This is a genomic window from Rhodococcus sp. NBC_00297, from assembly GCF_036173065.1.
GTDB lineage: Bacteria > Actinomycetota > Actinomycetes > Mycobacteriales > Mycobacteriaceae > Rhodococcoides.
On record NZ_CP108041.1, the window covers coordinates 3,722,848 to 3,746,336 of the forward strand.

The following is a 23,489-nucleotide window of genomic DNA, read 5'->3' on the forward strand; positions in this document are numbered from 1 at the left end:
CGCTGATCGGGCAGTCGCGCGGCGCAGTGCCGTCGTCACCTCAGGAGCAGCAGTGGCGCATCGTTACCGGGTCAGAGAGATCGCGCAACAAGCGGAGTTGAGCGAGGCCACGGTCGACCGTGTGCTCAACGATCGCCCCGGTGTCCGCCCGTCGACACGGGAGATGGTGGCGCGGGCGATCGCCGATCTCGACGGCCAACGAGAACAACTGCGGTTCAGTGGACGCAAGTACATGCTCGATGTCGTCATGTCTGCGCCCGATCGTTTCTCGAAGACCTTCAAGCGTGCGGTCGAGGCCGAATTGCCGAGTCTCGAACCCGCCACGGTGCGCGCACGGTTTCATCTGCAGGAGAGCGCCACCGCCGAGGCGGTGGTCGCGCGGCTGAACAGGCTGTCGGGCAGCGGATCTCAGGGCGTCATTCTGAAGGCGCCTGCCGCACCGGACGTCGCCGCCGCGGTCGATCGCCTCGTGGCCGCCGGGATTCCCGTGGTGACCTACGTGACCGACATTCCGGGGAGCCGACGGTCCGGGTACGTGGGTATGGACAATCGTGCAGCGGGGGAGACGGCCGCGTATTTGATCACCACGATGATGGCCGATCGCCCGGGTGACGTCCTGGTCACGCTGAGCAGCAACGCGTTCCACGGCGAGGAGGAGCGGGAGATGGGCTTTCGCACCGCGCTGCGACGACTACCCGGACCTGTGCGGACGGTCGTCGAGATCGCGGAGAACGACGGGCTCGACGATCGCGTGGAATCGCTGGTTCTCGACGCCCTCGATCGGCACCCCACCATCTCCGCCGTCTACTCGTGTGGCGGCGGGAACTCGGCCATCGTGCGGGCCTTCCGGACGCTGGATCGACCCTGCCGGGTGTTCGTCGCGCACGACCTCGATGCGGACAACCGGGACCTGCTGTATCGCCGACAGATCAGCGCGGTGCTCGAGCACGACATGCGCGCGGACGCCCAGCGTGCGTGTCGGATGGTGCTGCACGCGCGTGATGCCTCGACCGCGGTCCGCGGATCCTCGTCACCCATCCGCATCGTCACCCCGTTCAACATGCCCTGACCGCTCGGGCGGGTCCCGTCTCGAGGGGAAACTGAGGGTTCGAAGCCTTGTCTCGAGGTGTCCGCGCCCGGCAGGCTCGACCATGACGACAACGGCCATCGGGACCGAGGAGCAGGTATGACCAGCAACATCAGCAGCCACTCGCACCGCGCGGATCGCCTCCGCGCGGCCGACTGCGACATCGAGGAGTTCCGGGCACTGGTGTCCGAGAGCACCCAGCTCGCCGACCACCCCCACGCGTCCGACGTGGTGCAGAACGTGCTCGTGTACGACGGACCGGAGCTCGCGCGGCGGGCGACCGACGACCAGGTGCGCGCCGACATCCAGGACGAACTGGCGAATGCACTCCTGAACGGCCCCGGCATCGTGGTGTTCCGCGGTGCCTTCACGGCCGACCACGCGGTCGCGGAGACCACCCGCACGTACCGGGACGTCATTCGTGGCCAGCGCGAGAGCGGTGTGAGCAACGGTGACCACTTCGCGAAGCCGGGAGCGAACGATCGCATCTGGTCGGCCCTGCAGAAGTTGGCGGTCGCCGAGCCCGAGCAGTTCGCTCGGTACTACGCCAACGATCTCCTGGCGCTGGTGGCGGAGGCGTGGCTCGGGCCGATGTATCAGGTCACGTCCGCCATCAACGTCGTCAATCCCGGTGGCGCCGCCCAGAATCCGCATCGTGACTACCACCTCGGGTTCATGTCGACCGACACGGCCGCGGCGTTCCGGGCGCACATCCACCGCCTGTCACCTGCGCTGACACTGCAGGGAGCGGTGGCGCACTGCGACATGCCGATCGAGAGCGGCCCGACGATGTATCTGCCGCACTCACAGAAGTTCGAGGCCGGCTACATCGCCTTCAACCTCCCCGAGTTCCGGGAGTACTTCGCCGACAACCACGTTCAGCTTCCGCTTCGGGAGGGCGACGCCGTGTTCTTCAATCCGGCGCTGTTCCACGCGGCAGGGCACAACACCTCGACCGACATCTTCAGGATGGCGAACCTGCTGCAGATCTCCTCGCCGTTCGGCCGCGCGCTCGACAGCGTCGACCGGCAGACGATCGTGTCCGCCCTGTATCCGACGCTGGTGGACTGGGCGGCGCAGGGTCGTGAGCGGGACGTCGCCAACGTGATCGCGGCGTCGGCTGAGGGCTACGCGTTCCCGTCGAACCTCGACCTCGACCAGCCGATCAGCGGTCTGGCGGGGGAGACGCACGCCGAACTGGTGCGGCGCGCGCTGGCGAGCGGGCTCGACGCCGCCGAGTTCGACGCCGCCGCCGCGGATCTGTTCGCCCGCCACCGGGCGTGACTCACACCTCGGTCGCGGTCCCGCAGATTCCGCACACCTCGAGCACGCGCCGCTTCCAGCGTGCGACGGGGATGAAGAAGACGCTGAGCTGCGTGTACTGCCGCATCCGCTCCCACTGGGTGGTGTTGTGGCAGCGGGGGCACGTCCGGGTGCTGCCGGCGCCGAGCGAGGACCGTTTCGTGCCGTATCCGAAGAGGAAGAACATCGGACCAGCCTAGAGGCCACCGAACACCCATGTGTGCGCACGTGCGCACACATGGGTATGGTCGTCGGCATGGTCGTTCTGCAGGTTCGATCCGAGTCCGTTCTCGCGGTCCCGGCGTTTCGCAGGCTCTTCACAGCGCAGGTGGTGGCACTGGTCGGCACCGGTCTGCTCACCGTGGCGCTGGGACTTCTGGCCTACGACATCGCCGGTAGTTCCGCCGGCGCTGTCCTCGGCACGGCGCTGGCCGTCAAGATGGTCGCCTACGTCGGGGTGGCTCCGGTCATGTCCGTGCTCACCGGCCGTCTGCCACGCACGACCGTACTGGTATCCGCAGACGTCGTACGGCTCCTGATCGCGGTACTGCTGCCGTTCGTGACGCAGGTGTGGCAGGTGTACGTGCTCGTGTTCGTCCTGCAGGCGGCCTCGGCCACCTTCACGCCGACCTTCCAGGCCGTCGTTCCCGCGGTGATCTCCCGCGACGATCAGTACACCCGCGCGCTCTCGCTGTCCCGGCTCGCCTACGACCTCGAGTCGCTGGTGAGTCCGATGCTCGCCGCGGCGCTGCTCACCGTCGTGTCGTATCACTCGCTGTTCGTCGGCACAGCAGTAGGTTTCGCGCTGTCGGCCGTCCTCGTGGTGAACACCCGAATTCCGGACAGAGAGCTCCGGTCCGCCCCGAACGGGGCTCGGTCGTTCGGTGACCGACTCGTGGCCGGAGTGCGCCGCTTCGGTGGCCGTCCGTCGCTTCGGGGGCTGCTCGCACTGAACCTCGTCGTCGCGGCCGGAACGTCGTCGGTGATCGTCAACAGCGTCGTCTACGTGCGCGACATCGTGGGTGGGCCGGCCAGCGCCCTGGCCGTGGCCCTCGGCGTCTTCGGCGGCGGGTCGATGATGGTGGCGTTCGCAGTTCCCCGCATTCTCACAGTCGTCGACGACCGTCGGCTGATGCTCGCCGGTGGTGTGGTCGTCTCTCTCGGGACGACGGGTGCTGTCGCGCTCGCCGCTCTCCGTCCGAACGGTGCCGCGGGCTGGGCGTCACTCGCCGTCGTCTGGGCCGTGCTGGGCGCCGGAACGTCGATGATCTCCACCCCGTCTGCTCGCGTGATCACCCGAGACTCCGACGACGGTGACCGGGACGAGCTCTTCACGGCGCAGTTCTCGCTGTCTCATGCGTGCTTCCTGCTCACCTATCCGGTGGCGGGCTGGGTGGGCGCCGAGGTGAGCCAGGTCGTCGCCGCGTCGATCATCGCCGTCCTCGCTACACTTGCCGCGCTGGGTGCCGGTCGGCTCTGGACTCCGGCATCGACGGTGGGCGCGCCACCGACCGAGTAGACGGAAGCGGCGATATGACGGCATCGGACGAGAAGCGGGCTCACGCGAGTCTCGACCACGCCGACCGCCCGGACCGCGCGCGTCTCGAGGCCGCCGGCGACACGTTCCGCATGCTGTCCGATCCCACTCGGCTGCACCTGCTCTGGACGCTGAGCCACGGCCCAGCCGACGTCACGGCACTCACGGAGGAGACCGGCGCGTCCCGCACTGCGGTGAGTCAGCATCTGGCGAAGCTGCGCTTCGTCGGAATGGTCGAGACCGAACGCAGCGGCCGCAACGTCATCTACCGACTCGCCGACGGCCACCTGGCCCGGCTGGTGCGAGAGGGTCTCAACTTCGCCGACCACACCGTGACCGGCGAGCCTCCGCATCACTGATCGGGTCTAGATCCACCCGTGGCGCCGGGCGATCGCGCATGCCTCGTGGCGATTGGCGGCGCCCAGTTTGGCCGCGGCGGCCGAGAGATAGTTGCGTGCCGTTCCCGGTGAGAGATGTGCGCGCTGGGCGATCTCGGCGATCGTGGCTCCGTCCGCGGCGAATTCGAGCACGTCCGACTCGCGCGGTGTCAGCGGCGAATCGCCCGCGCCGATGGCCTCGGCCGCCAGGCTCGGATCGACGTAGCGTCCGCCGCTCACCACCGTGCGCACCACCTCGGCGAGGGTCGCCGCGGACGTGGTCTTCGGGAGGAATCCGCCGACGCCGGCAGAGAGCGCCTTCTTGAGGTATCCGGGTCGGCCGTGGCTGGTGACGATGATCGACCGGCAGTCGGGAAGCAGCGCGGCGATGCGTTGGGCCGTCTCGATACCGTCGATCCCTCCGAGCTGCAGGTCGAGCACCGCGACGTCGGGGGTGGTCCGCGCGGCCTCGGTCACCGCCGCCTCGCCCGAGTCCGCATGTCCCACGACCTCGATGTCGTCCTCCAGATCGAGCATCGTGCCCAGGGCCACCCGGATGAGGTTCTCGTCGTCTGCCAGCAGTACCCGAATCATGGTGTGCCCTTCGTGGGGGATGTCGTCGTCGGTGCGAATTCGACAGCGAGGGTGAAGGTGTCGGCTCCGGCCTCGACGGTGAGGGAACCTCCGACCGCAGCCAGACGCTCACGGAGACCGGCGAGACCGGTGCCGTCGCCCGCACGTTCCGGCGACGTCGGCCGGTCGTTGACGATGCGGAGCCGGTCGTCACCGAACTCGATACGGCAGTACGTGGCACGTGAGTGGCGCAGGATGTTCGTGACGCCTTCCCGCACCACCCACGCGGCCTGTTCGGCTACTGCGCCGGGGATGTCGGCAACAGTCCCGGTCAGCTCGGTCCGGATGCCGGCGGCGGACAACAGGGACTGGGCGCCGCGGAGTTCCGCCGCGACGTCGACGGAACGGTAGCCACGCACCAGTTCCCGAGCGTCGGTCATCGACTCCCGGGCGAGCACACGTACCTCGTCCATCTGCGCGGCAGCTCGGTCGTCTCCTCGCCGAGCCAGCGCGGCGGCGAGCTCGCTCTTGACCGCGATGGCGGACAGCGCTCGACCGACGACGTCGTGCAGGTCCCGGGAGAAGCGCAGTCGTTCCTCGGCGACCGACAGGGCGGCGGCGGCGTCGCGGGTGGTGGCCAGCTCGGTGACGATGCGCAGCAACCACATCGACAGGCGCACCGTGGTGGCCATGGCGACGATGCAGAAGGCCAGGAGTGTGATCTCGAGTGCGGTCGAGCCCGATGCGGCGGCGACCACCGGGGCGACCACCGCGGCGCCGAGAGACCAGCGCAGGTCCACCAGTGCCGCGATCGGTGTCGTCACCAGGATGGCCACCCACAGGAGGTTCGGTGCGGCGCCCACCACGACGAGCACGGCGGCCGCTGCGATCTGTACGCACAACGGTGCCCGGACGTCCGCACTCGAAGCGCCACCGAGTACGGGAATACGGTGCAGGACAACGAGTGCAGACACCACGCACACCAGCGCGGCGGCGGTGGAGATCGCGTCACCCGCCTGCGCCGAGGCCGCCATCGAGGCCACCGCGACCGCGACGACGATGAACTGGAAGGACTGCCGGGTGTAGGTGCGGACCTTCTCGACGTCGCTGCTGCCCCGCCATCCGAGTGTCGGGTCGAGATGATCGCGCAGTCTCATGGTCTCCAGCCTTGCAGATCGGACGGTCGGTGGCGGGACGTCAGGAGCGCGGTTCCCAGCGGAAGTGGGTCCGGGCGATCAGGACGCTGCCCGCGATCCAGGCGAGCATGACGAGAGCCGGCTGACCAGCCTCCGCGAACGTCGACGCGAAGCCCACCGAGTCGGCGCCACCGGCGGCATCACCCACCGAGGTGGTGCCGAACCACCCGAGGTTCAGGAGATCGCTGACCGCGGCCATCGGTGTCAGAGCCACCACGTCGGCGAGGGACTCGGGTACCACGTCGCGCAGGAGTGACGATCCGAGCATCGCCAGCAGGATGACGGGCAGGCTGGTGATCTGTGCTGCTTCCGCGTTGCGGGTGAAGGCGGACGTGATGAGGGCCAGTGCGGCGAAGAGCGCCGCACCACCGACCAGTGCCGCCGCGATGAGCAGGACGTTGACGGGAGTGCCGCCGCCGAGGACCACCACGACCACGCCGACGATCACTCCGAGGAGGAGTGTCAGGAGGAACGACGGCACCGCGGGTCCGAGAAGGATCTGTGCGTCCGTGCTCTCCCCGGTGCGGAGACGTTTGAGCACCAACTCGTCTCGACGCGTCGCGTAGACCGACAGGAGGTTGTAGTAGACCAGGAACACCAGCAGGAACAGGGCGAAGATCTCCAGCGCGGCCGACACGCCGGCGTCGGTGAGCCCACCGTCTCGACCCGCGACGACCAGAAGGACGATCGGCAGGACGAGGGGCATGACCAGAGCGTTGAAGAGAAGGACGCGGTTGCGTCCGAGGAGCGTGAATTCCGCTCGGGACAGTGCGGTCATCGTACTCATGCCGTGATCACCTCAGGGTCGTCGAATGTGTCTGCGATGGAGAGGAACACGGTCTCGAGGGACGCGGCTCGCGCGTCGAGACCGTGCAGGGTGACGCCGCTGTCGCGGGCCCACACGAGCAGCTCGGTCAGCGTCTCCTGTACCGAGTTCGTCGTGATCGACACCGTGTCGCCCTTCCGGTCGACGTCGGCTCCCGGGAGTTGCGGCAGTGCGGTCCGCGGGTCCTTCAGCTCGATGCGCGCCGGGTGACCGACGACCACGTCGTCGACCGTTCCGCTGCGAACGACGCTGCCGCGGTGCATGATCGCCAACCGATCGCACAGCGATTCCGCCTCGTCGAGATAGTGCGTGGTGAGCATGATGGTCACCCCGGAGTTCTTGAGCTCCTGAATGAGCTGCCACGTGTTGCGCCGACTCTCGGGATCGAGTCCGGTGGTCGGTTCGTCCAGGAACAGGACTCGCGGTCGGCTGATGATCGCGCAGGCGAGATCGAGACGACGCTGCTCGCCGCCCGACAGGAACTTCACTCGGGTGTCCGCACGGGCTTCGAGATCGACGCGCGCCAGGACGTCGTCGACAGGCAGTGGATCGCTGCACGTGCGGGCCCACATCCGCAGGCTCTCGGCCGCGGTCAGGTCCTGCGGTAGTCCACCCTTCTGCAGCATGATGCCCAGGACGGGCCGGACCTTTCTCCGATCCGCCACGGGGTCGAGTCCCAGGATGCGGACCGTGCCCTCGCTGGGACGCGACAGACCCTGGATGACTTCCAGAGTCGACGTCTTGCCGGCGCCGTTGGTGCCGAGCAGTCCGAACAGTTCGCCCTCCGCGATGTCGAGGTCGAGGTTGCGGACCGCGTCGTACGCTGTCTTGCCGGAGCCGTAGCGGCGGGTCATTCCCGACACCTCGATGACGGTCATGACGCTCGCCCCCAGTGCCGACGCCCGACGGCGACGCGGACGGCGAGGAACGCGGCGACGACGGCAGCCGCTGCCACGGTCGGCACCGAGACTCCGACGATCGCGATCAGCACCGCGATGAGGGCCACCGAGATGACGGCCACCACCAGTTGGCGGGCCGGGGTCGGCGCGGGTCCGATCTCCATGAGGTCGGTGAAGAGGTTTCCTTCGTCTGGTTGCTTCATGAGAACAATTCTTCGGATCGTGCGGTAGGACCGGCAGTGCCAGGATGCATCGGTCGAGATGACACCGTCACGGTCGAGCGATGACAAACGTCATGAACCGGACGGCCGAGTAGCGTGTCGACCATGAACGGATGGTTCGTCGTCGCGCTGCTCGGGGTGCTCGGTCTGGCGGCGATCGTTCTCGGCGGCGCCGACGATTCACCGGGACTCCAGTTTCTCGGTCTGATCCTCGTCGTCAGCGCGGTCGTGACGGCGGTTCGCCGTCGCCGTATCTCCTGATCGCACCCTCCCCTCGATTCTCGTCGCGAGTTCATGGTGGCACTTGTTGAACGTGTTCAACTTCGCTACGGTCGTTGTTGAACACGTTCAAGACGGGAGTCCGACGATGGTGCGAGACACGGCGACGCGGGAGCGGTTGGTGGAGGTGGCGCTTCGACTCTTCCGGGAGGACGGGTTCCAGGCGACCACGATGCGGCGCATCGCGACCGAGGCGGGCGTCTCGCTGGGCAATGCCTACTACTACTTCGCCGGCAAGGACGAGTTGGTCCACGAGCTGTATCTCGTCGTCCAACGCGAGCATCGGACCCGCGCGATACCCCTGCTCCGTGACGGCGCCTCGCTGGCGGACAACCTCTCGGCGGTGCTGCACGCCGGTCTCGACGTGATGCACCCTTACCGAAGCTTCGGCGGCTCGTTCCTCCAGTCGGCGCTTCCCCTGCAGTCGACCTCCAGTCCCTTCTCGCCCGAATCGTCCGCCGCGCGAGACATGGCCGTGGACCTCATGCGACTGACTCTGCAGAAGTCCAAGCAGCGCGGACCGGCATCGCTGGAGAGTCGTCTCCCCACGTTGCTGTGGGTCGCGTACCTGGGTGTGACCCTGCACTGGGTCACGGACGGATCCGACGACCAACGCCGCACCCGCGCGCTCGTCGACGGTCTCGTTCCCGTCGTCACGAAGACGATCAGCCTGTCCCGACTGCCGGTCGCGCGAGGACTGCTCGGCGACATCGTCGGGCTGGTGGACACCATGACATCCGAGAAGGGAAGCGGGCGATGACGAGAGACGTACGGACCGTCGTGATCTGTGGAGCGACGGGATACATCGGGCAGTACCTCGCGAGGGCGTATCGGGACCGGGGAATCGACGTGAGATCCGTGGGCCGCGGCGCCGTCAACGACGCGTCGTGGTCGGACCGTGACCGGTTGACCCGTGTCCTCGACGGAGCCGACATGGTGATCAATCTGGCGGGCCGTTCGGTGAGCTGCCGCTACACCAAGAGTACCGCCGACGTCATCTTCTCCTCGCGGGTGGAGACGACGGCCGCACTGGGCCAGGCCCTCTCGCGTGTGGACCGCGCTCCCGACGTGTGGTTCAACGCCAGCACCGGAACCATCTACCGCGATGCTCGTGACCGGCCGATGACGGAGCGGGACGGGGACGTGGGGACGGGTTTCTCCGTCGAGGTGGCCCGCGCGTGGGAGCGCGAACTGTTCGACGCGCCCACCGGCGTCCGCAAGATCGCTCTGCGCATGGCGATCGTCCTGGGTGCCGGTGGCGGCGCCGTCAACCCCCTCATCGATCTGGCGCGGCTCGGACTCGGCGGCCGGATGGGTGACGGCACACAGATGTTCAGCTGGATCCACGTCGCGGACGTGCTCCGGTCCATCGACCATCTGTACGCGCGCGAGGACATCGCGGGACCGGTGAACCTCGCGACACCGTTCGCCGTGGACAACGCCACCATGATGCGCGAGGTCCGACGTCACCTGGGACGGTCACGAGGTGTCGCGACCCCCGCATGGTTGCTGCACGCCGGCGCCGCTGTCATCCGCACCGAACCGGAACTGGTCCTGAAGAGTCGGTGGGTGGATCCCGAGGTGTTGCGGCGCAGTGATTTCGAGTTCGAGTATCCGCGCCTCGGTCCGGCGTTGGAGCAGATCGCTCGCCACACGTCCCGCGGTCTGCTGCCGGTCGCCCTGGGCTGACGCGACGTCGTACGCGCCGTTTCCGCCGACGGTCCGCGGGTAGCCGACACCGACGCGATCCGTGCGACAAAGGAGCAGCGATGACGACCGTGACGGACCTATTGGCCACCCATCCCCTCGATGGTGATCGTGCACTGGTGGCGGCCTGTGTGGAGGCGTGTCTCGACTGTTCGACGGCGTGCACCGTCTGTGCCGACGCCTGCCTCGCCGAGGATTCCGTCGCGCGACTCAGGTCGTGCATTCGACTCGATCAGGACTGCGCCGACCTGTGTGCCGCGACCGCCCGGATCATCACGCGGAGCGGTGCCCGGTCCGAGACGGCACGCGCCGCGCTGATCGCCTGTGCGTCCGCGTGCGACGACTGTGCCGACGAGTGCGCCCGGCATGCGGGGATGCACGAACACTGCGCCGCGTGTGCGGACGCATGTCGGCGATGTGCGCGGGCGTGCCGCGACCTGCTGGCCGCGCCGGGCACACCGATGTGACGAGCTGGCGAGGAACAAGCACATCGGTTTCGGGTACCTCCGGTGTTTCGGTGACGCGGTCGGGCACGGGTACCGCGGTCGGACCGACCGAAACTCCCTGATCGAGGATCTGACGGCGTGTTTCGACGCGACGATCGCGGGAACACGGGCGCCGCAGCACCACCGTCGGGTGGGGCTCGGTTGTCCGGTGACCCGTGGAGGAACTCAGTGTCCGATCTTCAGCCGTTCTACGACGACGTCCAAGCTCACTACGACCTCTCGGACGAGTTCTTCAGGCTCTTCCTCGATCCGACGCAGACCTACAGCTGTGCGTACTTCGAGCGCGAGGACATGACACTCGAGGAAGCGCAGCTCGCGAAGATCGACCTGTCGCTGTCCAAGTGCGACCTCCGTCCGGGCATGCGTCTGCTCGACGTCGGGTGCGGGTGGGGCGCGACGCTTCGGCGAGCGGTGGAGAAGTACGACGTGAACGTCGTCGGTCTGACCCTGAGCAGGAACCAGTACGAGCACGTGTCGGCGATGCTGAACGGGCTCGACACGGGACACACCACCGAGGTGCGGCTGCAGGGGTGGGAGGAGTTCGACGAGCCGGTCGATCGCATCGTCAGCATCGGCGCCTTCGAGCACTTCACCTCCCCCCGCTACGACGACTTCTTCACCCGCGCCTACTCGATCCTGCCCGGGGACGGCCGGATGATGCTGCACACCATCGTGCAACTCGGCCGCGACATGTTCCGGCAGAAGTCGCGCGTGACGCGGGCGGACATGGACTTCGCCGACTTCATCGGCCGCGAGATCTTTCCCGGCGGCGAGCTCCCGATCCCGCAGGTGGTGATCGAGAAGGGCGAGCGAGCCGGCTTCCGCGTGGAGAAGGTCCAGTCGCTGCAACAGCACTACGCTCGAACGCTCGATCTGTGGTCGGCCGCGCTGGAGGCGAGGAAGGACGAAGCTGTCGCCATCGCCGGCGAGGCGATGTACCAGACCTACATGCGGTATCTGCCCGGGTGCGCCGACTTCTTCCGGCGTGAACTGATCGACGTCCGCCAGTTCACGATGGTGAAGTAGACGCCGTCGCCTGGTCGGGGGCGTCGATCTCCGCGATCACGACGCCGATGTCGTCGGCGCTGTAGGGAAGTCCGAGGACATCCGTCAGAGCGGCAGCTGCCCGGCTCGCGACGAGATCGCCGGCCTCCTGGAGATCCGTGCCGTAGGCGGCGATCACCGTCACCAGACCGCCCGTGCACCGGTGACCCTCGGTGTAGAGCGAGATGTCGGCGGGCTCTGTGCCCGCCACCTCGGCGACGGCGCTGCGGACGGCGATGCGGACGACGACGTCACTGACCCGAAGGGTGTCCGCGTCGACGTCCACTCCCTCGACAACGCCCTCGTCGGGGTAGCGGGCGTCGAGGGGCCACGTCCGGACCCCGACGGCTCGCACGCGTGAGAGGGCGGCGGCGCTGATGTCCACCCACCCGTGCACGGGCGCGTCGCGCAGCACGCTCGCGGCTCGACGGAGCGTCGAATCCGTCTGCGGCGGTGTCGAATCAGGCTGACCCGACGTCATCTCCACGTCTCCAATCGTGTCTCGAGTGTGGCGCGTGCACGCGTGAGGTGGCCGCGGACGGCACCGGGGGAGAGGGCCATGACCGTGCCGATCTCGGTGTGCTTCATGCCCTCGACCTCACGGAGCAACCAGCAGGCCCGCTGGCGATACGGTAGCTCAGCGAGGGCATCGTCCAACGCGGACAGGAAGTCGGCGTCGGACACGGTGCGCGACGGGTCGTCCCTCGGGTCCTGGCTCGGCCTTTCGAACACCCAGTCCTCGACGGGCGCGATGCTGCGGCGCCGCCGATGATCCGTCACCTTGTGGGAGACGACGCTGAACAACCAGGTGCGCAGCGACGAGTCGGAACGGAAGTGGCGCAGTCCGCGCCAGGCGTCGACCAACGCGTCCTGGACGATGTCTTCGGCAGCGCCTCGGTCGGACAGGAGGTGGGTTGCGTAGCGCAGCATGTCCGGTCCGAGTCGGCGCACGATCTCCTCGAACGCGCGTCGGTCGCCCATGCCCGCGGCGGCGGCGAGGGCGCGATCGCCGAGCTCGCGGTGGTCGGCGGCGAACGTCGGACGAGTGGACGTGTCGCGGTCCGCCGACGGTGCTGCGATGGACGGGAGGCTGACATCACCGGCCACGTCGGGACTGCCGGGATCGGGCGCGATCGACGGACGACTGAGCACTGTTCCCCCCGAACCGCCGTCGGAGTGACCCACCCCGAAGATTGATGAAGCAACTACTTTTCCCCCACGTCATTGTTCCCGCGCAGGATCACGCGCAAACCCGACTCAATGACTGTGACGAGCCGTCACAGTCCAGAGAGAGGACCTGAAGTGAACGCCCCGCAGACTGCGACAGGAAACGCCGTGAGGACGTCCGTCGCATCGACCGTCGACCACAGTGACGACCGAACCGACCGCAGAGATCGCGGCCGCACAGTCGTCGCGGACGCCGTGGTCGCCACCGTCGCCGGCATCGCCGCACGAGAGGTACCGGGCCTCCACGCCCTGGAACCGGCCGGTTCTCGTGCGCTGGACGTACTCCGGTCCGCAGTGGGCGTCGACGGGGCGAGGCACACACAGGGGGTGTCGGTCGAGGTGGACGACCGCACCGCAGTCGTCTCGCTCGATCTGGTGGCGGACTACGGAATATCCATCGCCGACGTCGCAGCGGACGTCCGCCGCAACGTCTCCAGTGCGGTGACGGCACTGACCGGACTCACCTGCAGCCGTGTCGACGTCGTCGTGCACGACGTGCAGGTCGGTGGCCACCGCACGGCCGCCTGACCACAGTCTCGTCCGACCACACACACCGACTCGCGCTCCGCGGGCCGGTCGAAGAAGGGAACCATGATGACCACGATCGAGAAACGCACCGACGAGGTGCGCGCATGAGCGCCCGTCGGAGCCTGTCCAGCCGACTCTTCGAGGGCCTGGGCCGCGTGACGTGGGGCTACGCCAAGCGCAAGATCGACGAGCGCCGCACCCGACGAGGAGGACGACGATGACCAAGTTCACCGTCTACATCGCCGAGGCCATCGGCACCGCCGTTCTCGTGATCGGAGGTGTGGGCACCGCCGTCCTGGCGGGCGACGACGTCGCCACCACCGGAATCGCGCTCGCCTTCGGCCTGACACTGCTCGCGATGGTGTTCGTGCTCGGACCCGTGTCCGGTTGCCACATCAATCCGGCGGTCACGCTCGCGTTCCTCGTCACGGGCCGCATGACGGCCGCCCGCGCCGCCGGATACGCCGCCGCACAGGTGATCGGCGGACTCGTCGGCGCCCTGGTGGTCTACGTCATGGCGACGGGTCGACCCGGATACGACCGGACGGTCGACGGTCTCGGCGCCAACGGATACGGCGACGCCTCGGCAGGAAACTACTCGCTTCTCGCCGTCGCGATCGTGGAGATCGTGGCAACGGCAGTTCTCGTGCTGGTGGTACTCGGCGTGACAGGGCCGCATTCCGTTGCGGCAGCCGGGGTTCCGATCGGACTTACGCTCGCGTTCGTGCATCTGCTCGCCATCGGGGTCGACTCGACGTCGGTCAACCCGGCGCGCTCCATCGGGCCTGCGCTGATCGCCGGCGGAAGCGCACTCTCGCAACTGTGGGTGTTCCTGGTCTTCCCGTTGATCGGTGGTGTGGTCGGTGCACTCGCCTACAAGGCCGTGCGGCCCGCCGAGGCGGTCGCCGCGCACTGACTCTCGTGTGCGACGAGCCCGTTGCTCGCCGGGTGCACCCGGGGCATGATGCGACGGTCGGTCGTGGGGGCCGTCGCACATGGGGGTGGGTCATGAACACGGTTCGTCGTACGCCAGGTCTGCGCGCGATCTTGGACGACTATCGACGCTGGCGCGCGATCGGGCCGGGCGGGCTCCCCGACAATCCGGTCGGCTGGGTGGTCATGACCGCTCTACGCCCCCTCTGTCGAGAGACCATTCGACTGCGCGACAACGATATCCGGGCCGCCGTCGGTGCCCTCGAGTTGCCGGACCGCGGCAGTCGACCCGTCATGGCACCGTTCCCGATCCCGCACCGGCAGGTGGTGTCCGACGGCGATCCCGTCAGTGTCCGGTCGTTGCAGGATCACCTGACGATCCTGAGCTCCACCGACGGATGCAACAGCGCGCGTAGCCATCTGGAACGTCGAGGCGACGCGCTCCACGTCGATCACCCGCGCAGCGCCGCCGCTCGGCGTGCTCGCGGAGAGATCGCCCACGTGCACGACGCGCAGGGGTCGATGCACGTGGTCGCCGATCCGCGGGACGTCGCCGAGATCGTCTCGCGTGGCTGGGGAGAGCGGCATCCGCTGGCCGGACGTTCCCTCGTGGGGCTGCCGGACAGCTATCTCTACCTCTACGCACCTCGGAACGAGGCAGAGCAGCAGCAGCTGCGGCGCATCGTGGACCGGGCGATCGTCTCTGCTGGAGCGTGATCGGTTCGTGGGTTCACGGGCCGTGCAGTGTCCAGACTTCGACGACACCGGCGCTCGTCGGCGGCACGCGCACCTAGTCTGAGCGCCATGAGATTCGACGAGTATCGGGCCCACGACGCGACCGGGCTCGCCCAGCTGGTCGCGTCCGGCGACGTGACGGCCGCGGAGTTGGTCGAGGTCGCGATCGCGCGAGCGCGCGAGGTGGATCCCACCCTGAACGCCCTCGTGCAGTGGCAGGAGGATGCCGCGCGAGTGCGGGCCGCGGGCGCCTTGTCCGGTCCGATGGCGGGAGTGCCGTTCCTGCTCAAGGATCTCTTCCAGGCTCAGGCCGGGATCGTCGAGACGTCGGGGTCACGCTCGGGGGCGTCGTCCAGGCCCCGGGTCACGGACACCGTGGTGCAACGGTGGCTCGACGCCGGGGTCGTCGTCCTGGGCCGCACGGCCGTACCCGAATTCGGCGCCAAGGGAGTCACCGAGCCGCAGGCGCACGGTGCGACCCGCAACCCGTGGGATCCCGCCCGCACACCGGGTGGCTCCTCCGGTGGTTCGGCCGCCGCGGTGGCGTCGGGCATCGTGCCCGTCGCCGGCGCCAGTGACGGCGGCGGCTCCATCCGCATCCCCGCGGCGTACTGCGGCCTGTTCGGACTCAAGCCTGGCCGGGCAGTCGTCCCTGCCGGGCCCCGCGCCGGGGAGATGCTCTTCGGGAGCGCCGTCACCGGTGTGCTCACCCGCTCCGTGCGCGACTCGGCCGCGTTCCTCGACATCGTGCGCGGCTCGGACGACGACGCTCCCTTCGAGTTCGCGGCCCCGTCGACGCCCCATGTGGAGGCACTCGGCCGGCCGGGTCCTCGGCTTCGGATCGGGGTCGCGGCGCGATCGGCGCTGAACGACGCACCCCACCCGGACGTCCTCGCCGCGCTCGACCGCGCCCGCGACCTGCTCGTCGAACTGGGCCACACCGTCGAGGAGGTCGCCTCGCCGTTCGACGAGGAGCAGCTGGCCAGAGACTTCCTCGTGCCGTGGTTCGTCCACCTCGCCGCCGAGGTGTCGTCCGCGTCGGCCACGGCGCGGCCCACCACGACGGAGTTCGAACTCGACACGCTGGTCCTCGCCGAGATCGGGCGCGCCACGAGAGCGGTGGATCACGATGCGGCGCTGGCACGCTGGCAGGACCACGTCCGCGCCATCGCTGCATTCCACCGCCGCTTCGATCTGCTCATGACACCCACGACGGCGGGTCCCGCGCCGCTGATCGGCGCCTTCGACACCCCGTTCGTCGAGAGGGTGGGCGCCCGGCTCGCGCTCGCGCTGCGACTCGGACCGATTCTCGGACGGCTCGGCGCGGTGCAGGACGCGGTGATGCGCAGCCTGTCCGCTGTCCCGTACACGCAATCGGCCAATCTGACCGGGCGGCCGGCGATGAGTGTTCCGCTTTCGGCGACAGTCGACGGTCTGCCAGTCGGCGTGCACTTCCTGGCGCCACCGGGTGGGGAGACTCGGCTGCTGGTGCTCGCCGCGGAGCTCGAGGTGGCGCGGCCGTGGTTCGACAGGATCCCCGCGGACGTGGTCAGTGAGCGAGTCGGATGACGCCGTCGACGATCTCCACCTGCGCGGTGGTGAGCGGTACGGCGCGTCCGACGGCGGCCACCACTGCGGAGTAGGGCGGGAAACCGAAGATCACTCCTTTGGGCCCGGACACCATGGACCCGTCGGTCACGTCGAATTCCGCCCTATGCCAGGGGCACTGGAGGCAGCCGTTCTCGGTCACCCGCCCGCGCCCGAGCTTGGCGAGTTGGTGTCGGCACGTGTTCCCGACGGCGAACGGTGTCCCGTCGGGCCGGATGCCGACCGCGAGCACCCCGTGGTCGTCGGTGCGCACCTCGGCCACGCCCCTCTCGTCCAGATCGGCGACACGCACGAGGTCTCGCCCGCGTGCCCGGATCGGCTGATCGTGGAGCACGGGTGGGAGCACGCTGCGCGGTCGCGGGGCGGGGGCGCGGTCGTCGGCCATGGGCGGGGGTTACCCGGACGGCGGCCGACTACGCGTCGTCGGTACCGGGCCTCGGGACGTCGGTCTCCCAACGCGCGCGGCGTTCGTCGTCGGACTGTTCCCACCACGGCGTGCCGCGTTCGCCGAGAGCGACCTTGGCGGCCTGTACACCGGCGCGGGACTCCGCGGCGCCGCCGGTCCGGCGGACGTCGCGTCGCCACGCCATCAGGATCGACCGCAGTTCGGCGCCGCGCTCCTCGGGAATGTCGGGATCGGTGGCGCGCCACTTCCGCCCGTCGATCACGATGTGGTGGCCGTCCTCGGTGTACTCCCGGCCGTCCGTCATGACACCGATGCTAGCGACGACTTCGGGATGTCCCGTCGGGTTCCGGCCCGAAGACGCATCGTGACGACAGTGATGGCCACGAAGGTCAGCGCCAGACCGATCGCGGTGAGGGCGGTGAACGGCTCGCCGAAGAGCAGGGCGCCCCACACGGTGGTGACGGGCGGTACGAGGAACATCAGAGCGTTCACCCTCGTCACCCCCACCCGGTCGAGCAGATACCAATACAGCCCGTACCCACCGAACGTCGCGAACACCACCAGTCCCGCCGTCGCCGCCCAGAAGTCGAGTGTCGTCGGCGGTACCGCGGTGCCCGTCGCGACCGCGCCGGCGGTGAAGACGACGGCCGATGTGGCGCAGTGGATTCCGAGGGCGCTGAAGGGTGCCGGTCGCTGGGCGCGACGGTCGACGAAGGTCGCGGCGACCAGAGACATCATTCCCACCAGCGGAACGAGGTAGGCCCACGCCGGGGTGGTCGCGGTGGTCGCCGTGGCGTCCGCAACGGTGGCGAGCGCGACGCCGAAAGCACCGATCAGGAGCCCGATCCATTGTCGGCCCGAGGCCGCCGCGCCCAGCAGGGGGCCCGCCAGCGCTGCCGCGACGAGTGGCTGCACTCCGTCGACGAGGGCCGTGGTGCCGGTGGAGACCCCGAGGCCGATGGCCCAGTACACAGTGAGGAGGTAGCCGGACTGCGACAGAAAGCCCACGATCACCTGCCGCCGAAGGTCCGGGCCTCGAACTCGGCGAGACCCGAAGAGCCACGTCGGTGCGAGCAGCAGGGCGAGGGGGAGGAACCGCCACATCAGGACGGTGGTGACGGCAGCGTCCTCACCGCTGATCTTCGCGCCGATGAAACCGGACGACCAGCAGAGTACGAACGCCGCGCCCGCCAGTACCGACCCGACGGCAGTGCGTCGATCCACAGGTATACCGATCTGTCTACTCATGACAGCAGACTACACAGATCGGTATAGTTCGAAACATGACATCCGAGGTCGCCTGGACGCCGAAGGCGCGTGCCGTGCTGGCCGCGGCCGACGAGCTGTTCTACGAGCAGGGCATTCACGCGGTCGGCGTCGACACGATCGCGGCGCGAGCCGGCGTCACGAAGAAGACGTTGTACGACCGTTTCGAGTCCAAGGAACGGCTCGTCGTGGAGTACCTGCGGGAACGTGACCGTCAGTGGCGCGAGTTCCTCGCCGTCCGGCTGGGTGCCGTCTCCGCCGACGACGCCGGCGATCGGATCGATGCGATGCTCGTCGCCTCGGCCGAGTGGACGGCGCAGCGAAGTGGCAAGGGATGCAGCATGGTCAACGCGCACGCGGAGATCAGCGACCCCGCCCACCCGGCCTATCCGGTGATCATCGGGCAGAAGCGCTGGATGGCCGATCTGTTCGTCGACATCCTCGCGGCCGCAGGAGTGCCCGACCCGGCGGGGACGGCCGACCTGCTGATGCTCGTGCACGAGGGCGCGCTGGTGTGCGCGGGAATGGGAGTGGTCGAGCGGCCCTTCGACCGTGCGCGTGCTGCCGCGCGTCTACTCCTCGAGCCCACCGGCCGGTGACCACCCGAGCGCCGGCCCGAGCGTCGTCGCCATGTCGGTGAGAATCTGCACGTAGTCGTCGTGGTCGAAGCTGAAAGGCAGAGCGAACGCCACCTCGTCGATCTCCCGGAAGGCTGCGCGCGCCTGCAACTGCTCCACGAGCTGCTCGGTGGTGCCCACCAGATCGGGAGCGAATAGAAGGCGGGCCGGGCCGACCGGTGACCGGGTGCGGCCCAGACGGGCATCGGCGTACTCCTGGTAGCGGGCACGCTGGCTCGGTGTGGCCGAGTCGGTCGGAATCACCACCAAGCCCTGCGAGACCCGAGCACCGTTCCCCGCCGAGTGTGCCGAGCGGAAAGCCTCGATGTGGGAGAGCTGGATGCGGTCGAAGTCGTCGTCCTCCTCGGCCTTCACGACGCTGCTCGTCAGGAAGTTCATACCGTTCGCGCCGGCCCAGCGAGCCGACCCGAGCGACGCTCCGCCGTACCACATCCGGGACGCAAGACCGGGCGAATGAGGCTGTGCGCGTGAGGAATGCACCTCGATGCCGTCCATCCCCTCGAAGTCCGTCAGACGATCGCCTCGGATCGCGGCGAGGAGCCGCTCGACCCGGGCGTAGCTGAAGTCCTCCCGATCGGCGGTGTCGGGGTACAGCGCATCCCTGAGCCGGTCGAAGTTCATCGGCGGGCCCACGCTGACCCCGGGATTCAGGCGCCCGCCGGACAGGATGTCGACGGTGGCGAGGTCCTCGGCCAGCCGCACCGGGTTCTCCCACCCCAGCGGAGTCACGGCGGTGCCGAACTCGATCCGCGAGGTCCGCTGCGATGCGGCGGCCAGCACGGCGACGGGGGAGGAGATGCCGTACTGCAGGTGGCGATGCCGCAACCAGGCGCTGTCGAAGCCGAGACGTTCGCCCAGCTCGATGATCGCGAGCGTCGACTCGTGCCCGGCCGCGGGGTCGTCCCCGTCGAACAGTCCGATCGTGAGAAAACCCATCCTGCGCAGCGGTCTCGGGTGCATGGGTCCATGATCCCCCCGTGAGCCTTTCGCGCATCCCCGAGTACGCAAACCGCGCACGGGGGCGAAGCCCTATGATCACGCGATGACCGATCACGATCATGTTGCCGCTCGCCGAGAGATCACGTCCGCCCTACTGGCGGCCTTCGAACGTCGTCACGAGGTGCTCGACGTCATCGTCGAGGCCGAGACCCGGCCCGACGCCGTGGAGGCGATCGCCACCCTGCTCGGCACGTCACGGTTGGGCGGCGAGGCCGTCATGGGCATGTCGTTCGCCAGCCTCACCAAGGACGCCCGCCGGAGCAACGCCGCCGAGCTCGAGGACTTGGACAGCCGCCTGAACTTCACGTTGGCCGAGCGTCCCGCCAGCGCGGGAGAGACCCTGGTGCTGGAAGCGTTCTCGGACGACGACCGCGACCTGTTCGCCGCCCGCCTCGCGGACGTCGGTTCCGCGGGTGACGGATCCGGCGGAGCGGCCGGTGATCTGGACACCGAGCTGGCTGCGGCACGGGACCGCCTCGACTCCGAGCAGGCCGCGTGGTTCGTCGCACGCGAGGGCGCGGAGAAGGTGGGCATCGTCTTCGGCGAGCTCGCCGGTGGCGACATCGACCTTCGGGTGTGGATCCACCCCGGACACCGGAAGAAGGGCTACGGCACTGCGGCGCTGCGGAAGTCGCGCGCCGAGATGGCGGCGGTGTTCCCGGGGGTGCCCATGATCGTGCGCACCCCCGGGGTCCAGCCGTCCTGACACTTCTCGTGAGAGGCGATCAGGCCCGGTACTTCTCGACGTACCGGGTCATCGTCTCGAGCTGGTAGCGGGAGACGTCGTGGGCGTTCTCGTTCTCGGCGAACACACTCGACACCATGACGGTGTCGTTGTCGTAGAACCCGAGTGAGCCCAGGCCGCCGAAGAACTGGTCCCAGTCGACGTCCCCGTCGCCGATCTTCAGATGCTGGTGCACCCGCACCGCGTTGCCGGGCGGATTGGTGATGTACCGCAACCCGTGCGAGCGGTGATGATCCATCGTGTCCGCCACGTGCACAAGACGCACCATGTCCCCGGCGGCGGCCATGATCGCCGGCAGGTCACCACCCATGTGGAACTGGTGGCACGCCACGATCACCATGCCGATGTTCGGGGAGTTGATCCCGCGGATGGTGCGGATCGCGGCGAGCCCGTCCTCGACGAAATCGTCCGGATGCGGATCGATCAGGACGTCGAGCCCCTCGCGCTCGATGATGGGGACCAGTTCCTCCATCGACCGGTAGAACGCCCGCTCGGACTCCTCCGGCTTCTCCGGTCGACCGGAGAACTCGGTGTTCATCGTCGACACCCCGAGGTCGACGGTGATCTGGATGGCCCGCTTCCAGTAGCGCACGGCCGCCTCGCGGGCGTCCTCGTCGGGACCGGACCACCGCAGCACCGGCAACACCGACGCGATCCCGACGCCGGCGTCCGAGCACGCCTTGCGGAACTTCGCGACCAACCCGTCGTCGGCCTTGGGATGGTTGAAGAACGGGATCATGTCCACGTGCGGCGTCAGCTGCAACCACTCGTACCCCAGATCGGCCACCACGGCGGGCAGCTCGAGCAGCGAATGCGAATGATGAAACGGCGTCGGATCGAGCGCGATCTTCATCTCAGGCTCCGACGATGGACGAGCGCTGCACCATCTCGACGGCGACCGGGGCACCGGACTCGAGCGACTTCACGCCGGCCTCGCACACCGCGGCTGCAGCGTATCCGTCCCACGCTCCGGGGCCGTCGACGTAGTTGCCCGTCTCGGCGCCGGCCTTCACCGCGTCGACCCAGCGCTGGATCTCGGTATCGTAGGCCTGGCCGAAGCGCTGCACGAAGCCGGGAGTGATGGTGCCGCCCCAGGTTCCGGGAGCGGACTTGCGGACGAGGCCGACGTCGAGACCGATCATCGCGCTGCCGTGCTCGGCCACGACCTCGGTGCGCACCTCGTAGGCGACGCCGGTGGTGACGAACACCTCGGCGTCGACGTGTCGACCGGACTCCGTGGTGAAGATGGCGATCTGCGGATCTCGCAGGCCCTGCGGTGCCGATGGATTGGCCGACGGGCTGATGATCTGCACCGACGTGATCTCCTCGTCGAGGAGGAAGCGCGTGACGTCCACCTCGTGCACCAGCGAGTCGCGCACGATCATCGCGCTGTCGAAGTGCGGCGGCACGGCGGGGTTGCGGTGTGCGCAGTGCACCACCAGCGGACGGCCGAGCTCGCCGGAATCGATGAGTGCCTTGAGCTGGTCGTACTCGGTGTCGAAGCGGCGCATGAATCCGACCTGGATGAGCTTCTTGCCCAGTGCGGCCTCGGCTTCCACGACGGCGAGGGACGTGGCCACATCGGTGGTCAGCGGCTTCTCGCACATGACGGGCTTGCCGTGCTCGAGACACGCGAGAAGCTGCTTCTCGTGGGTCGGGCCGGGAGTGGCCAGGACGACGGCGTCGACCTCGGGGTCGGCGATCGCGTCGAGGGGACCTTCGACGACGCGGCAGCCGGGGATGGTCGCGGCGAGTTCGTGGGCCTTCGCGCTGACGTAGTCGTTGATCACGGCGACGCGGGCGCCGGTGATCTTCGAGGTGATGCGGGCGACGTGATCGGCACCCATCATGCCGACACCCAGGACCGCGATGCGGAGTTCGGTGGTCATCGTGTCAATCCGTTTCTGTAGGTGCGAAAGTGTGGTCAGGCGAACGTGACGGCGGGAATGCCGCAGGAGCCCAGGTACTTCCGGGTGCGCTGCGCGATCGGCAGGGGAGCGTCGACGGCGCACGGGTACATGTCCTGCTCGACGATCGCGAAGATGTCCGCGGTGAGCTTGCCGTCGTCCGCGAGGCGCTCGATGGTCTTCAGGAGCGGGGGCATGTCCGGGATGCCGAGCGGCGGTTCCGTCATGGCGCCGAGCTTGACCGCCTCGCCGAACGGCAGATCCTCCGCTGCGACCCTGGCGCGGACCTCCTCGTTCACCTGCTTGAGGTGGAGGTACCCGATGCGCTCGGGCGCCCGCTCGATGATCGCGATGTTGTCACCGCCGCAGTAGCTGATGTGGCCGGTGTCGAGGCACAGGTTCACGAACTCGCTCGAGGTGCCGTCGAGGAAGCGGTACACGTTCTCCTCGGTGTCGACGTGGCTGTCGGCGTGCGGGTGGTACTGCGCCTTGACGCCGTACTGCTCGAACATGCGCTTGCCGAGCTCGTTCATGCCCTCGGTCTTCTTGCGCCACTGGTCTGCCGTGAGGTCGCGGTCCTCGAGCACCGCGCCGGTGGAGGGGTCACGCCACATCTCGGGGATGACGACGACGTGCTTCCCGCCGGCGGCGGCGGTCAGCTTGGCGACGTCCTCGATCTGCGTCCACACCGCGTCCCACGCGTCGTCCTGATGCAGGTGTTCGAACACCGTGCCGGCCGACAGCTTGAGACCCCGAGAGCCCAACTCCGACAGCAGCTTCTGCGGATCAGTGGGCAGGTAGCCGTACGGGCCCAGTTCGATCCACTCGTAGCCCGACGCCGACACCTCGTCGAGGAAGCGGCCGTACGGGGTCTGCTGAGGATCCTCGGGGAACCACACTCCCCAGGAGTCGGGGGCGGATCCGACGCGAATCGTGCTCATGT

General features: G+C 68.5%; 30 protein-coding genes. 15 read left to right on the top strand and 15 right to left on the bottom strand.

What is annotated here, in order from left to right:
- Window positions 1-52 precede the first annotated feature (52 nt).
- On the top strand, window positions 53-1,069 hold the full coding sequence (locus OG947_RS17575) for a LacI family DNA-binding transcriptional regulator (protein WP_328812515.1): 1,017 nt from the start codon (window positions 53-55) through the stop codon (window positions 1,067-1,069).
- A gap of 117 nt (window positions 1,070-1,186) precedes the next feature.
- The gene (locus tag OG947_RS17580; RefSeq protein WP_328812516.1) at window positions 1,187-2,371 is read left to right on the top strand and encodes a phytanoyl-CoA dioxygenase family protein; all 1,185 of its coding nucleotides are present in this window, start codon (window positions 1,187-1,189) and stop codon (window positions 2,369-2,371) included.
- Between the two features lies 1 nt (window position 2,372).
- Here the strand turns inward: OG947_RS17580 and OG947_RS17585 are convergent, their stop codons facing one another.
- The gene (locus OG947_RS17585) at window positions 2,373-2,576 is read right to left on the bottom strand and encodes a zinc-ribbon domain-containing protein (protein ID WP_027505576.1); all 204 of its coding nucleotides are present in this window, start codon (window positions 2,574-2,576) and stop codon (window positions 2,373-2,375) included.
- 69 nt (window positions 2,577-2,645) lie between these two features.
- Between OG947_RS17585 and OG947_RS17590 the strand changes: the two genes are divergently transcribed.
- Window positions 2,646-3,908: an MFS transporter gene (locus OG947_RS17590; protein ID WP_328812517.1), complete on the top strand. Its 1,263-nt coding sequence runs from the start codon at window positions 2,646-2,648 to the stop codon at window positions 3,906-3,908.
- A 14-nt stretch (window positions 3,909-3,922) separates the two neighbouring features.
- Window positions 3,923-4,285, top strand: coding sequence for an ArsR/SmtB family transcription factor (locus OG947_RS17595; RefSeq protein ID WP_027505578.1), 363 nt, complete (start codon window positions 3,923-3,925; stop codon window positions 4,283-4,285).
- A gap of 6 nt (window positions 4,286-4,291) precedes the next feature.
- Here the strand turns inward: OG947_RS17595 and OG947_RS17600 are convergent, their stop codons facing one another.
- Genes OG947_RS17600 through OG947_RS17620 form a run of 5 tightly spaced genes read right to left on the bottom strand, consistent with a single transcriptional unit; the run spans window position 4,292 to window position 8,000 of the window.
- Window positions 4,292-4,897 carry a response regulator transcription factor gene (locus tag OG947_RS17600; protein WP_027505579.1) on the bottom strand — a complete coding sequence of 202 codons (606 nt, stop codon included), beginning with the start codon at window positions 4,895-4,897 and terminating at the stop codon, window positions 4,292-4,294.
- On the bottom strand, window positions 4,894-6,033 hold the full coding sequence (locus OG947_RS17605) for a sensor histidine kinase (protein WP_328812518.1): 1,140 nt from the start codon (window positions 6,031-6,033) through the stop codon (window positions 4,894-4,896). Before OG947_RS17605 ends, OG947_RS17600 begins: the two co-directional genes overlap by 4 nt.
- Before the next feature lie 40 nt (window positions 6,034-6,073).
- Window positions 6,074-6,859 (bottom strand): ABC transporter permease, encoded by a 786-nt coding sequence (locus OG947_RS17610; RefSeq protein ID WP_027505580.1) that lies wholly within the window; start codon window positions 6,857-6,859, stop codon window positions 6,074-6,076.
- On the bottom strand, window positions 6,856-7,776 hold the full coding sequence (locus OG947_RS17615; RefSeq protein ID WP_328812519.1) for an ABC transporter ATP-binding protein: 921 nt from the start codon (window positions 7,774-7,776) through the stop codon (window positions 6,856-6,858). Before OG947_RS17615 ends, OG947_RS17610 begins: the two co-directional genes overlap by 4 nt.
- Window positions 7,773-8,000, bottom strand: a complete 228-nt coding sequence (locus OG947_RS17620) for a hypothetical protein (protein ID WP_328812520.1) — start codon at window positions 7,998-8,000, stop codon at window positions 7,773-7,775. Before OG947_RS17620 ends, OG947_RS17615 begins: the two co-directional genes overlap by 4 nt.
- Before the next feature lie 123 nt (window positions 8,001-8,123).
- Between OG947_RS17620 and OG947_RS17625 the strand changes: the two genes are divergently transcribed.
- The 5 genes from OG947_RS17625 (at window position 8,124) to OG947_RS17645 (ending at window position 11,536) form a co-directional block, all read left to right on the top strand.
- The gene (locus tag OG947_RS17625) at window positions 8,124-8,279 is read left to right on the top strand and encodes a hypothetical protein (protein ID WP_197027779.1); all 156 of its coding nucleotides are present in this window, start codon (window positions 8,124-8,126) and stop codon (window positions 8,277-8,279) included.
- 106 nt (window positions 8,280-8,385) lie between these two features.
- Window positions 8,386-9,057 (top strand): TetR family transcriptional regulator, encoded by a 672-nt coding sequence (locus tag OG947_RS17630; RefSeq protein WP_222629975.1) that lies wholly within the window; start codon window positions 8,386-8,388, stop codon window positions 9,055-9,057.
- On the top strand, window positions 9,054-9,986 hold the full coding sequence (locus OG947_RS17635; RefSeq protein WP_056448653.1) for a TIGR01777 family oxidoreductase: 933 nt from the start codon (window positions 9,054-9,056) through the stop codon (window positions 9,984-9,986). Before OG947_RS17630 ends, OG947_RS17635 begins: the two co-directional genes overlap by 4 nt.
- 80 nt (window positions 9,987-10,066) lie before the next feature.
- Window positions 10,067-10,471, top strand: coding sequence for a four-helix bundle copper-binding protein (locus OG947_RS17640; protein WP_027505583.1), 405 nt, complete (start codon window positions 10,067-10,069; stop codon window positions 10,469-10,471).
- A gap of 207 nt (window positions 10,472-10,678) precedes the next feature.
- Window positions 10,679-11,536 carry a cyclopropane mycolic acid synthase family methyltransferase gene (locus OG947_RS17645; RefSeq protein WP_328812521.1) on the top strand — a complete coding sequence of 286 codons (858 nt, stop codon included), beginning with the start codon at window positions 10,679-10,681 and terminating at the stop codon, window positions 11,534-11,536.
- Here the strand turns inward: OG947_RS17645 and OG947_RS17650 are convergent.
- Window positions 11,520-12,041 carry a hypothetical protein gene (locus OG947_RS17650; protein WP_222649406.1) on the bottom strand — a complete coding sequence of 174 codons (522 nt, stop codon included), beginning with the start codon at window positions 12,039-12,041 and terminating at the stop codon, window positions 11,520-11,522. The two genes, OG947_RS17645 and OG947_RS17650, sit on opposite strands and share 17 nt — an antisense overlap.
- Entirely contained in the window at window positions 12,032-12,706 is a 675-nt protein-coding gene (locus OG947_RS17655; RefSeq protein ID WP_231476307.1) for an RNA polymerase sigma factor, read from the bottom strand. The genes OG947_RS17650 and OG947_RS17655 overlap by 10 nt, the downstream gene beginning before the upstream one ends.
- 183 nt (window positions 12,707-12,889) lie before the next feature.
- Here OG947_RS17655 and OG947_RS17660 point away from each other — a divergent pair, with 183 nt between their 5' ends.
- The 4 genes from OG947_RS17660 to OG947_RS17675 all read left to right on the top strand — a co-directional run bounded on the left by OG947_RS17660 (window position 12,890) and on the right by OG947_RS17675 (window position 16,546).
- A complete protein-coding gene (locus tag OG947_RS17660; protein ID WP_222630003.1) occupies window positions 12,890-13,309 on the top strand; it encodes an Asp23/Gls24 family envelope stress response protein in 420 nt (139 codons plus the stop codon).
- Between the two features lie 217 nt (window positions 13,310-13,526).
- Window positions 13,527-14,225, top strand: coding sequence for an aquaporin (locus OG947_RS17665; RefSeq protein ID WP_328812522.1), 699 nt, complete (start codon window positions 13,527-13,529; stop codon window positions 14,223-14,225).
- A 92-nt stretch (window positions 14,226-14,317) separates the two neighbouring features.
- Window positions 14,318-14,959, top strand: a complete 642-nt coding sequence (locus OG947_RS17670; protein ID WP_328812523.1) for a luciferase domain-containing protein — start codon at window positions 14,318-14,320, stop codon at window positions 14,957-14,959.
- An 87-nt stretch (window positions 14,960-15,046) separates the two neighbouring features.
- Window positions 15,047-16,546 carry an amidase gene (locus tag OG947_RS17675; protein ID WP_222649404.1) on the top strand — a complete coding sequence of 500 codons (1,500 nt, stop codon included), beginning with the start codon at window positions 15,047-15,049 and terminating at the stop codon, window positions 16,544-16,546.
- On the opposite strand, the gene OG947_RS17680 is transcribed toward OG947_RS17675, so the two are convergent.
- The 3 genes from OG947_RS17680 to OG947_RS17690 are packed head-to-tail and all read right to left on the bottom strand — an operon-like array spanning window position 16,527 to window position 18,239.
- Window positions 16,527-16,970, bottom strand: a complete 444-nt coding sequence (locus OG947_RS17680) for a Rieske (2Fe-2S) protein (protein WP_222647467.1) — start codon at window positions 16,968-16,970, stop codon at window positions 16,527-16,529. The two genes, OG947_RS17675 and OG947_RS17680, sit on opposite strands and share 20 nt — an antisense overlap.
- A gap of 28 nt (window positions 16,971-16,998) precedes the next feature.
- Complete coding sequence (locus OG947_RS17685; RefSeq protein ID WP_027505588.1) at window positions 16,999-17,295, bottom strand: hypothetical protein; 297 nt, start codon at window positions 17,293-17,295, stop codon at window positions 16,999-17,001.
- A complete protein-coding gene (locus OG947_RS17690) occupies window positions 17,292-18,239 on the bottom strand; it encodes a DMT family transporter (RefSeq protein WP_328811559.1) in 948 nt (315 codons plus the stop codon). The genes OG947_RS17685 and OG947_RS17690 overlap by 4 nt, the downstream gene beginning before the upstream one ends.
- Before the next feature lie 35 nt (window positions 18,240-18,274).
- Here OG947_RS17690 and OG947_RS17695 point away from each other — a divergent pair, with 35 nt between their 5' ends.
- Window positions 18,275-18,856, top strand: a complete 582-nt coding sequence (locus OG947_RS17695) for a TetR/AcrR family transcriptional regulator (protein ID WP_328811560.1) — start codon at window positions 18,275-18,277, stop codon at window positions 18,854-18,856.
- On the opposite strand, the gene OG947_RS17700 is transcribed toward OG947_RS17695, so the two are convergent.
- On the bottom strand, window positions 18,830-19,855 hold the full coding sequence (locus tag OG947_RS17700; protein WP_222647471.1) for an LLM class flavin-dependent oxidoreductase: 1,026 nt from the start codon (window positions 19,853-19,855) through the stop codon (window positions 18,830-18,832). The genes OG947_RS17695 and OG947_RS17700 overlap by 27 nt on opposite strands.
- 82 nt (window positions 19,856-19,937) lie before the next feature.
- Between OG947_RS17700 and OG947_RS17705 the strand changes: the two genes are divergently transcribed.
- On the top strand, window positions 19,938-20,600 hold the full coding sequence (locus OG947_RS17705) for a GNAT family N-acetyltransferase (protein WP_027505591.1): 663 nt from the start codon (window positions 19,938-19,940) through the stop codon (window positions 20,598-20,600).
- Window positions 20,601-20,619: 19 nt separating this feature from the next.
- On the opposite strand, the gene OG947_RS17710 is transcribed toward OG947_RS17705, so the two are convergent.
- From OG947_RS17710 to OG947_RS17720, 3 genes are read right to left on the bottom strand one after another with little or no spacing between them, the layout of a single operon-like run.
- On the bottom strand, window positions 20,620-21,492 hold the full coding sequence (locus OG947_RS17710) for a sugar phosphate isomerase/epimerase family protein (protein WP_056448610.1): 873 nt from the start codon (window positions 21,490-21,492) through the stop codon (window positions 20,620-20,622).
- A 1-nt stretch (window position 21,493) separates the two neighbouring features.
- The gene (locus tag OG947_RS17715; RefSeq protein ID WP_328812525.1) at window positions 21,494-22,528 is read right to left on the bottom strand and encodes a Gfo/Idh/MocA family protein; all 1,035 of its coding nucleotides are present in this window, start codon (window positions 22,526-22,528) and stop codon (window positions 21,494-21,496) included.
- Window positions 22,529-22,563: 35 nt separating this feature from the next.
- Window positions 22,564-23,487, bottom strand: coding sequence for a sugar phosphate isomerase/epimerase family protein (locus tag OG947_RS17720; protein ID WP_027505594.1), 924 nt, complete (start codon window positions 23,485-23,487; stop codon window positions 22,564-22,566).
- Window positions 23,488-23,489: the final 2 nt, after the last annotated feature.

Excerpts from the sequence above, each read along its gene's own strand:
- OG947_RS17580 (WP_328812516.1), top strand. The coding sequence starts at position 1,187 with ATGACCAGCAACATCAGCAGCCACTCGCACCGCGCGGATCGCCTCCGC.
- OG947_RS17585 (WP_027505576.1), bottom strand. The coding sequence starts at position 2,576 with ATGTTCTTCCTCTTCGGATACGGCACGAAACGGTCCTCGCTCGGCGCC.
- OG947_RS17590 (WP_328812517.1), top strand. The coding sequence starts at position 2,646 with ATGGTCGTTCTGCAGGTTCGATCCGAGTCCGTTCTCGCGGTCCCGGCG.
- OG947_RS17595 (WP_027505578.1), top strand. The coding sequence starts at position 3,923 with ATGACGGCATCGGACGAGAAGCGGGCTCACGCGAGTCTCGACCACGCC.
- OG947_RS17600 (WP_027505579.1), bottom strand. The coding sequence starts at position 4,897 with ATGATTCGGGTACTGCTGGCAGACGACGAGAACCTCATCCGGGTGGCC.
- OG947_RS17605 (WP_328812518.1), bottom strand. The coding sequence starts at position 6,033 with ATGAGACTGCGCGATCATCTCGACCCGACACTCGGATGGCGGGGCAGC.
- OG947_RS17610 (WP_027505580.1), bottom strand. The coding sequence starts at position 6,859 with ATGAGTACGATGACCGCACTGTCCCGAGCGGAATTCACGCTCCTCGGA.
- OG947_RS17615 (WP_328812519.1), bottom strand. The coding sequence starts at position 7,776 with ATGACCGTCATCGAGGTGTCGGGAATGACCCGCCGCTACGGCTCCGGC.
- OG947_RS17620 (WP_328812520.1), bottom strand. The coding sequence starts at position 8,000 with ATGAAGCAACCAGACGAAGGAAACCTCTTCACCGACCTCATGGAGATC.
- OG947_RS17625 (WP_197027779.1), top strand. The coding sequence starts at position 8,124 with ATGAACGGATGGTTCGTCGTCGCGCTGCTCGGGGTGCTCGGTCTGGCG.
- OG947_RS17630 (WP_222629975.1), top strand. The coding sequence starts at position 8,386 with ATGGTGCGAGACACGGCGACGCGGGAGCGGTTGGTGGAGGTGGCGCTT.
- OG947_RS17635 (WP_056448653.1), top strand. The coding sequence starts at position 9,054 with ATGACGAGAGACGTACGGACCGTCGTGATCTGTGGAGCGACGGGATAC.
- OG947_RS17640 (WP_027505583.1), top strand. The coding sequence starts at position 10,067 with ATGACGACCGTGACGGACCTATTGGCCACCCATCCCCTCGATGGTGAT.
- OG947_RS17665 (WP_328812522.1), top strand. The coding sequence starts at position 13,527 with ATGACCAAGTTCACCGTCTACATCGCCGAGGCCATCGGCACCGCCGTT.
- OG947_RS17670 (WP_328812523.1), top strand. The coding sequence starts at position 14,318 with ATGAACACGGTTCGTCGTACGCCAGGTCTGCGCGCGATCTTGGACGAC.
- OG947_RS17675 (WP_222649404.1), top strand. The coding sequence starts at position 15,047 with ATGAGATTCGACGAGTATCGGGCCCACGACGCGACCGGGCTCGCCCAG.
- OG947_RS17680 (WP_222647467.1), bottom strand. The coding sequence starts at position 16,970 with ATGGCCGACGACCGCGCCCCCGCCCCGCGACCGCGCAGCGTGCTCCCA.
- OG947_RS17685 (WP_027505588.1), bottom strand. The coding sequence starts at position 17,295 with ATGACGGACGGCCGGGAGTACACCGAGGACGGCCACCACATCGTGATC.
- OG947_RS17690 (WP_328811559.1), bottom strand. The coding sequence starts at position 18,239 with ATGAGTAGACAGATCGGTATACCTGTGGATCGACGCACTGCCGTCGGG.
- OG947_RS17695 (WP_328811560.1), top strand. The coding sequence starts at position 18,275 with ATGACATCCGAGGTCGCCTGGACGCCGAAGGCGCGTGCCGTGCTGGCC.
- OG947_RS17700 (WP_222647471.1), bottom strand. The coding sequence starts at position 19,855 with ATGCACCCGAGACCGCTGCGCAGGATGGGTTTTCTCACGATCGGACTG.
- OG947_RS17705 (WP_027505591.1), top strand. The coding sequence starts at position 19,938 with ATGACCGATCACGATCATGTTGCCGCTCGCCGAGAGATCACGTCCGCC.
- OG947_RS17710 (WP_056448610.1), bottom strand. The coding sequence starts at position 21,492 with ATGAAGATCGCGCTCGATCCGACGCCGTTTCATCATTCGCATTCGCTG.
- OG947_RS17715 (WP_328812525.1), bottom strand. The coding sequence starts at position 22,528 with ATGACCACCGAACTCCGCATCGCGGTCCTGGGTGTCGGCATGATGGGT.
- OG947_RS17720 (WP_027505594.1), bottom strand. The coding sequence starts at position 23,487 with ATGAGCACGATTCGCGTCGGATCCGCCCCCGACTCCTGGGGAGTGTGG.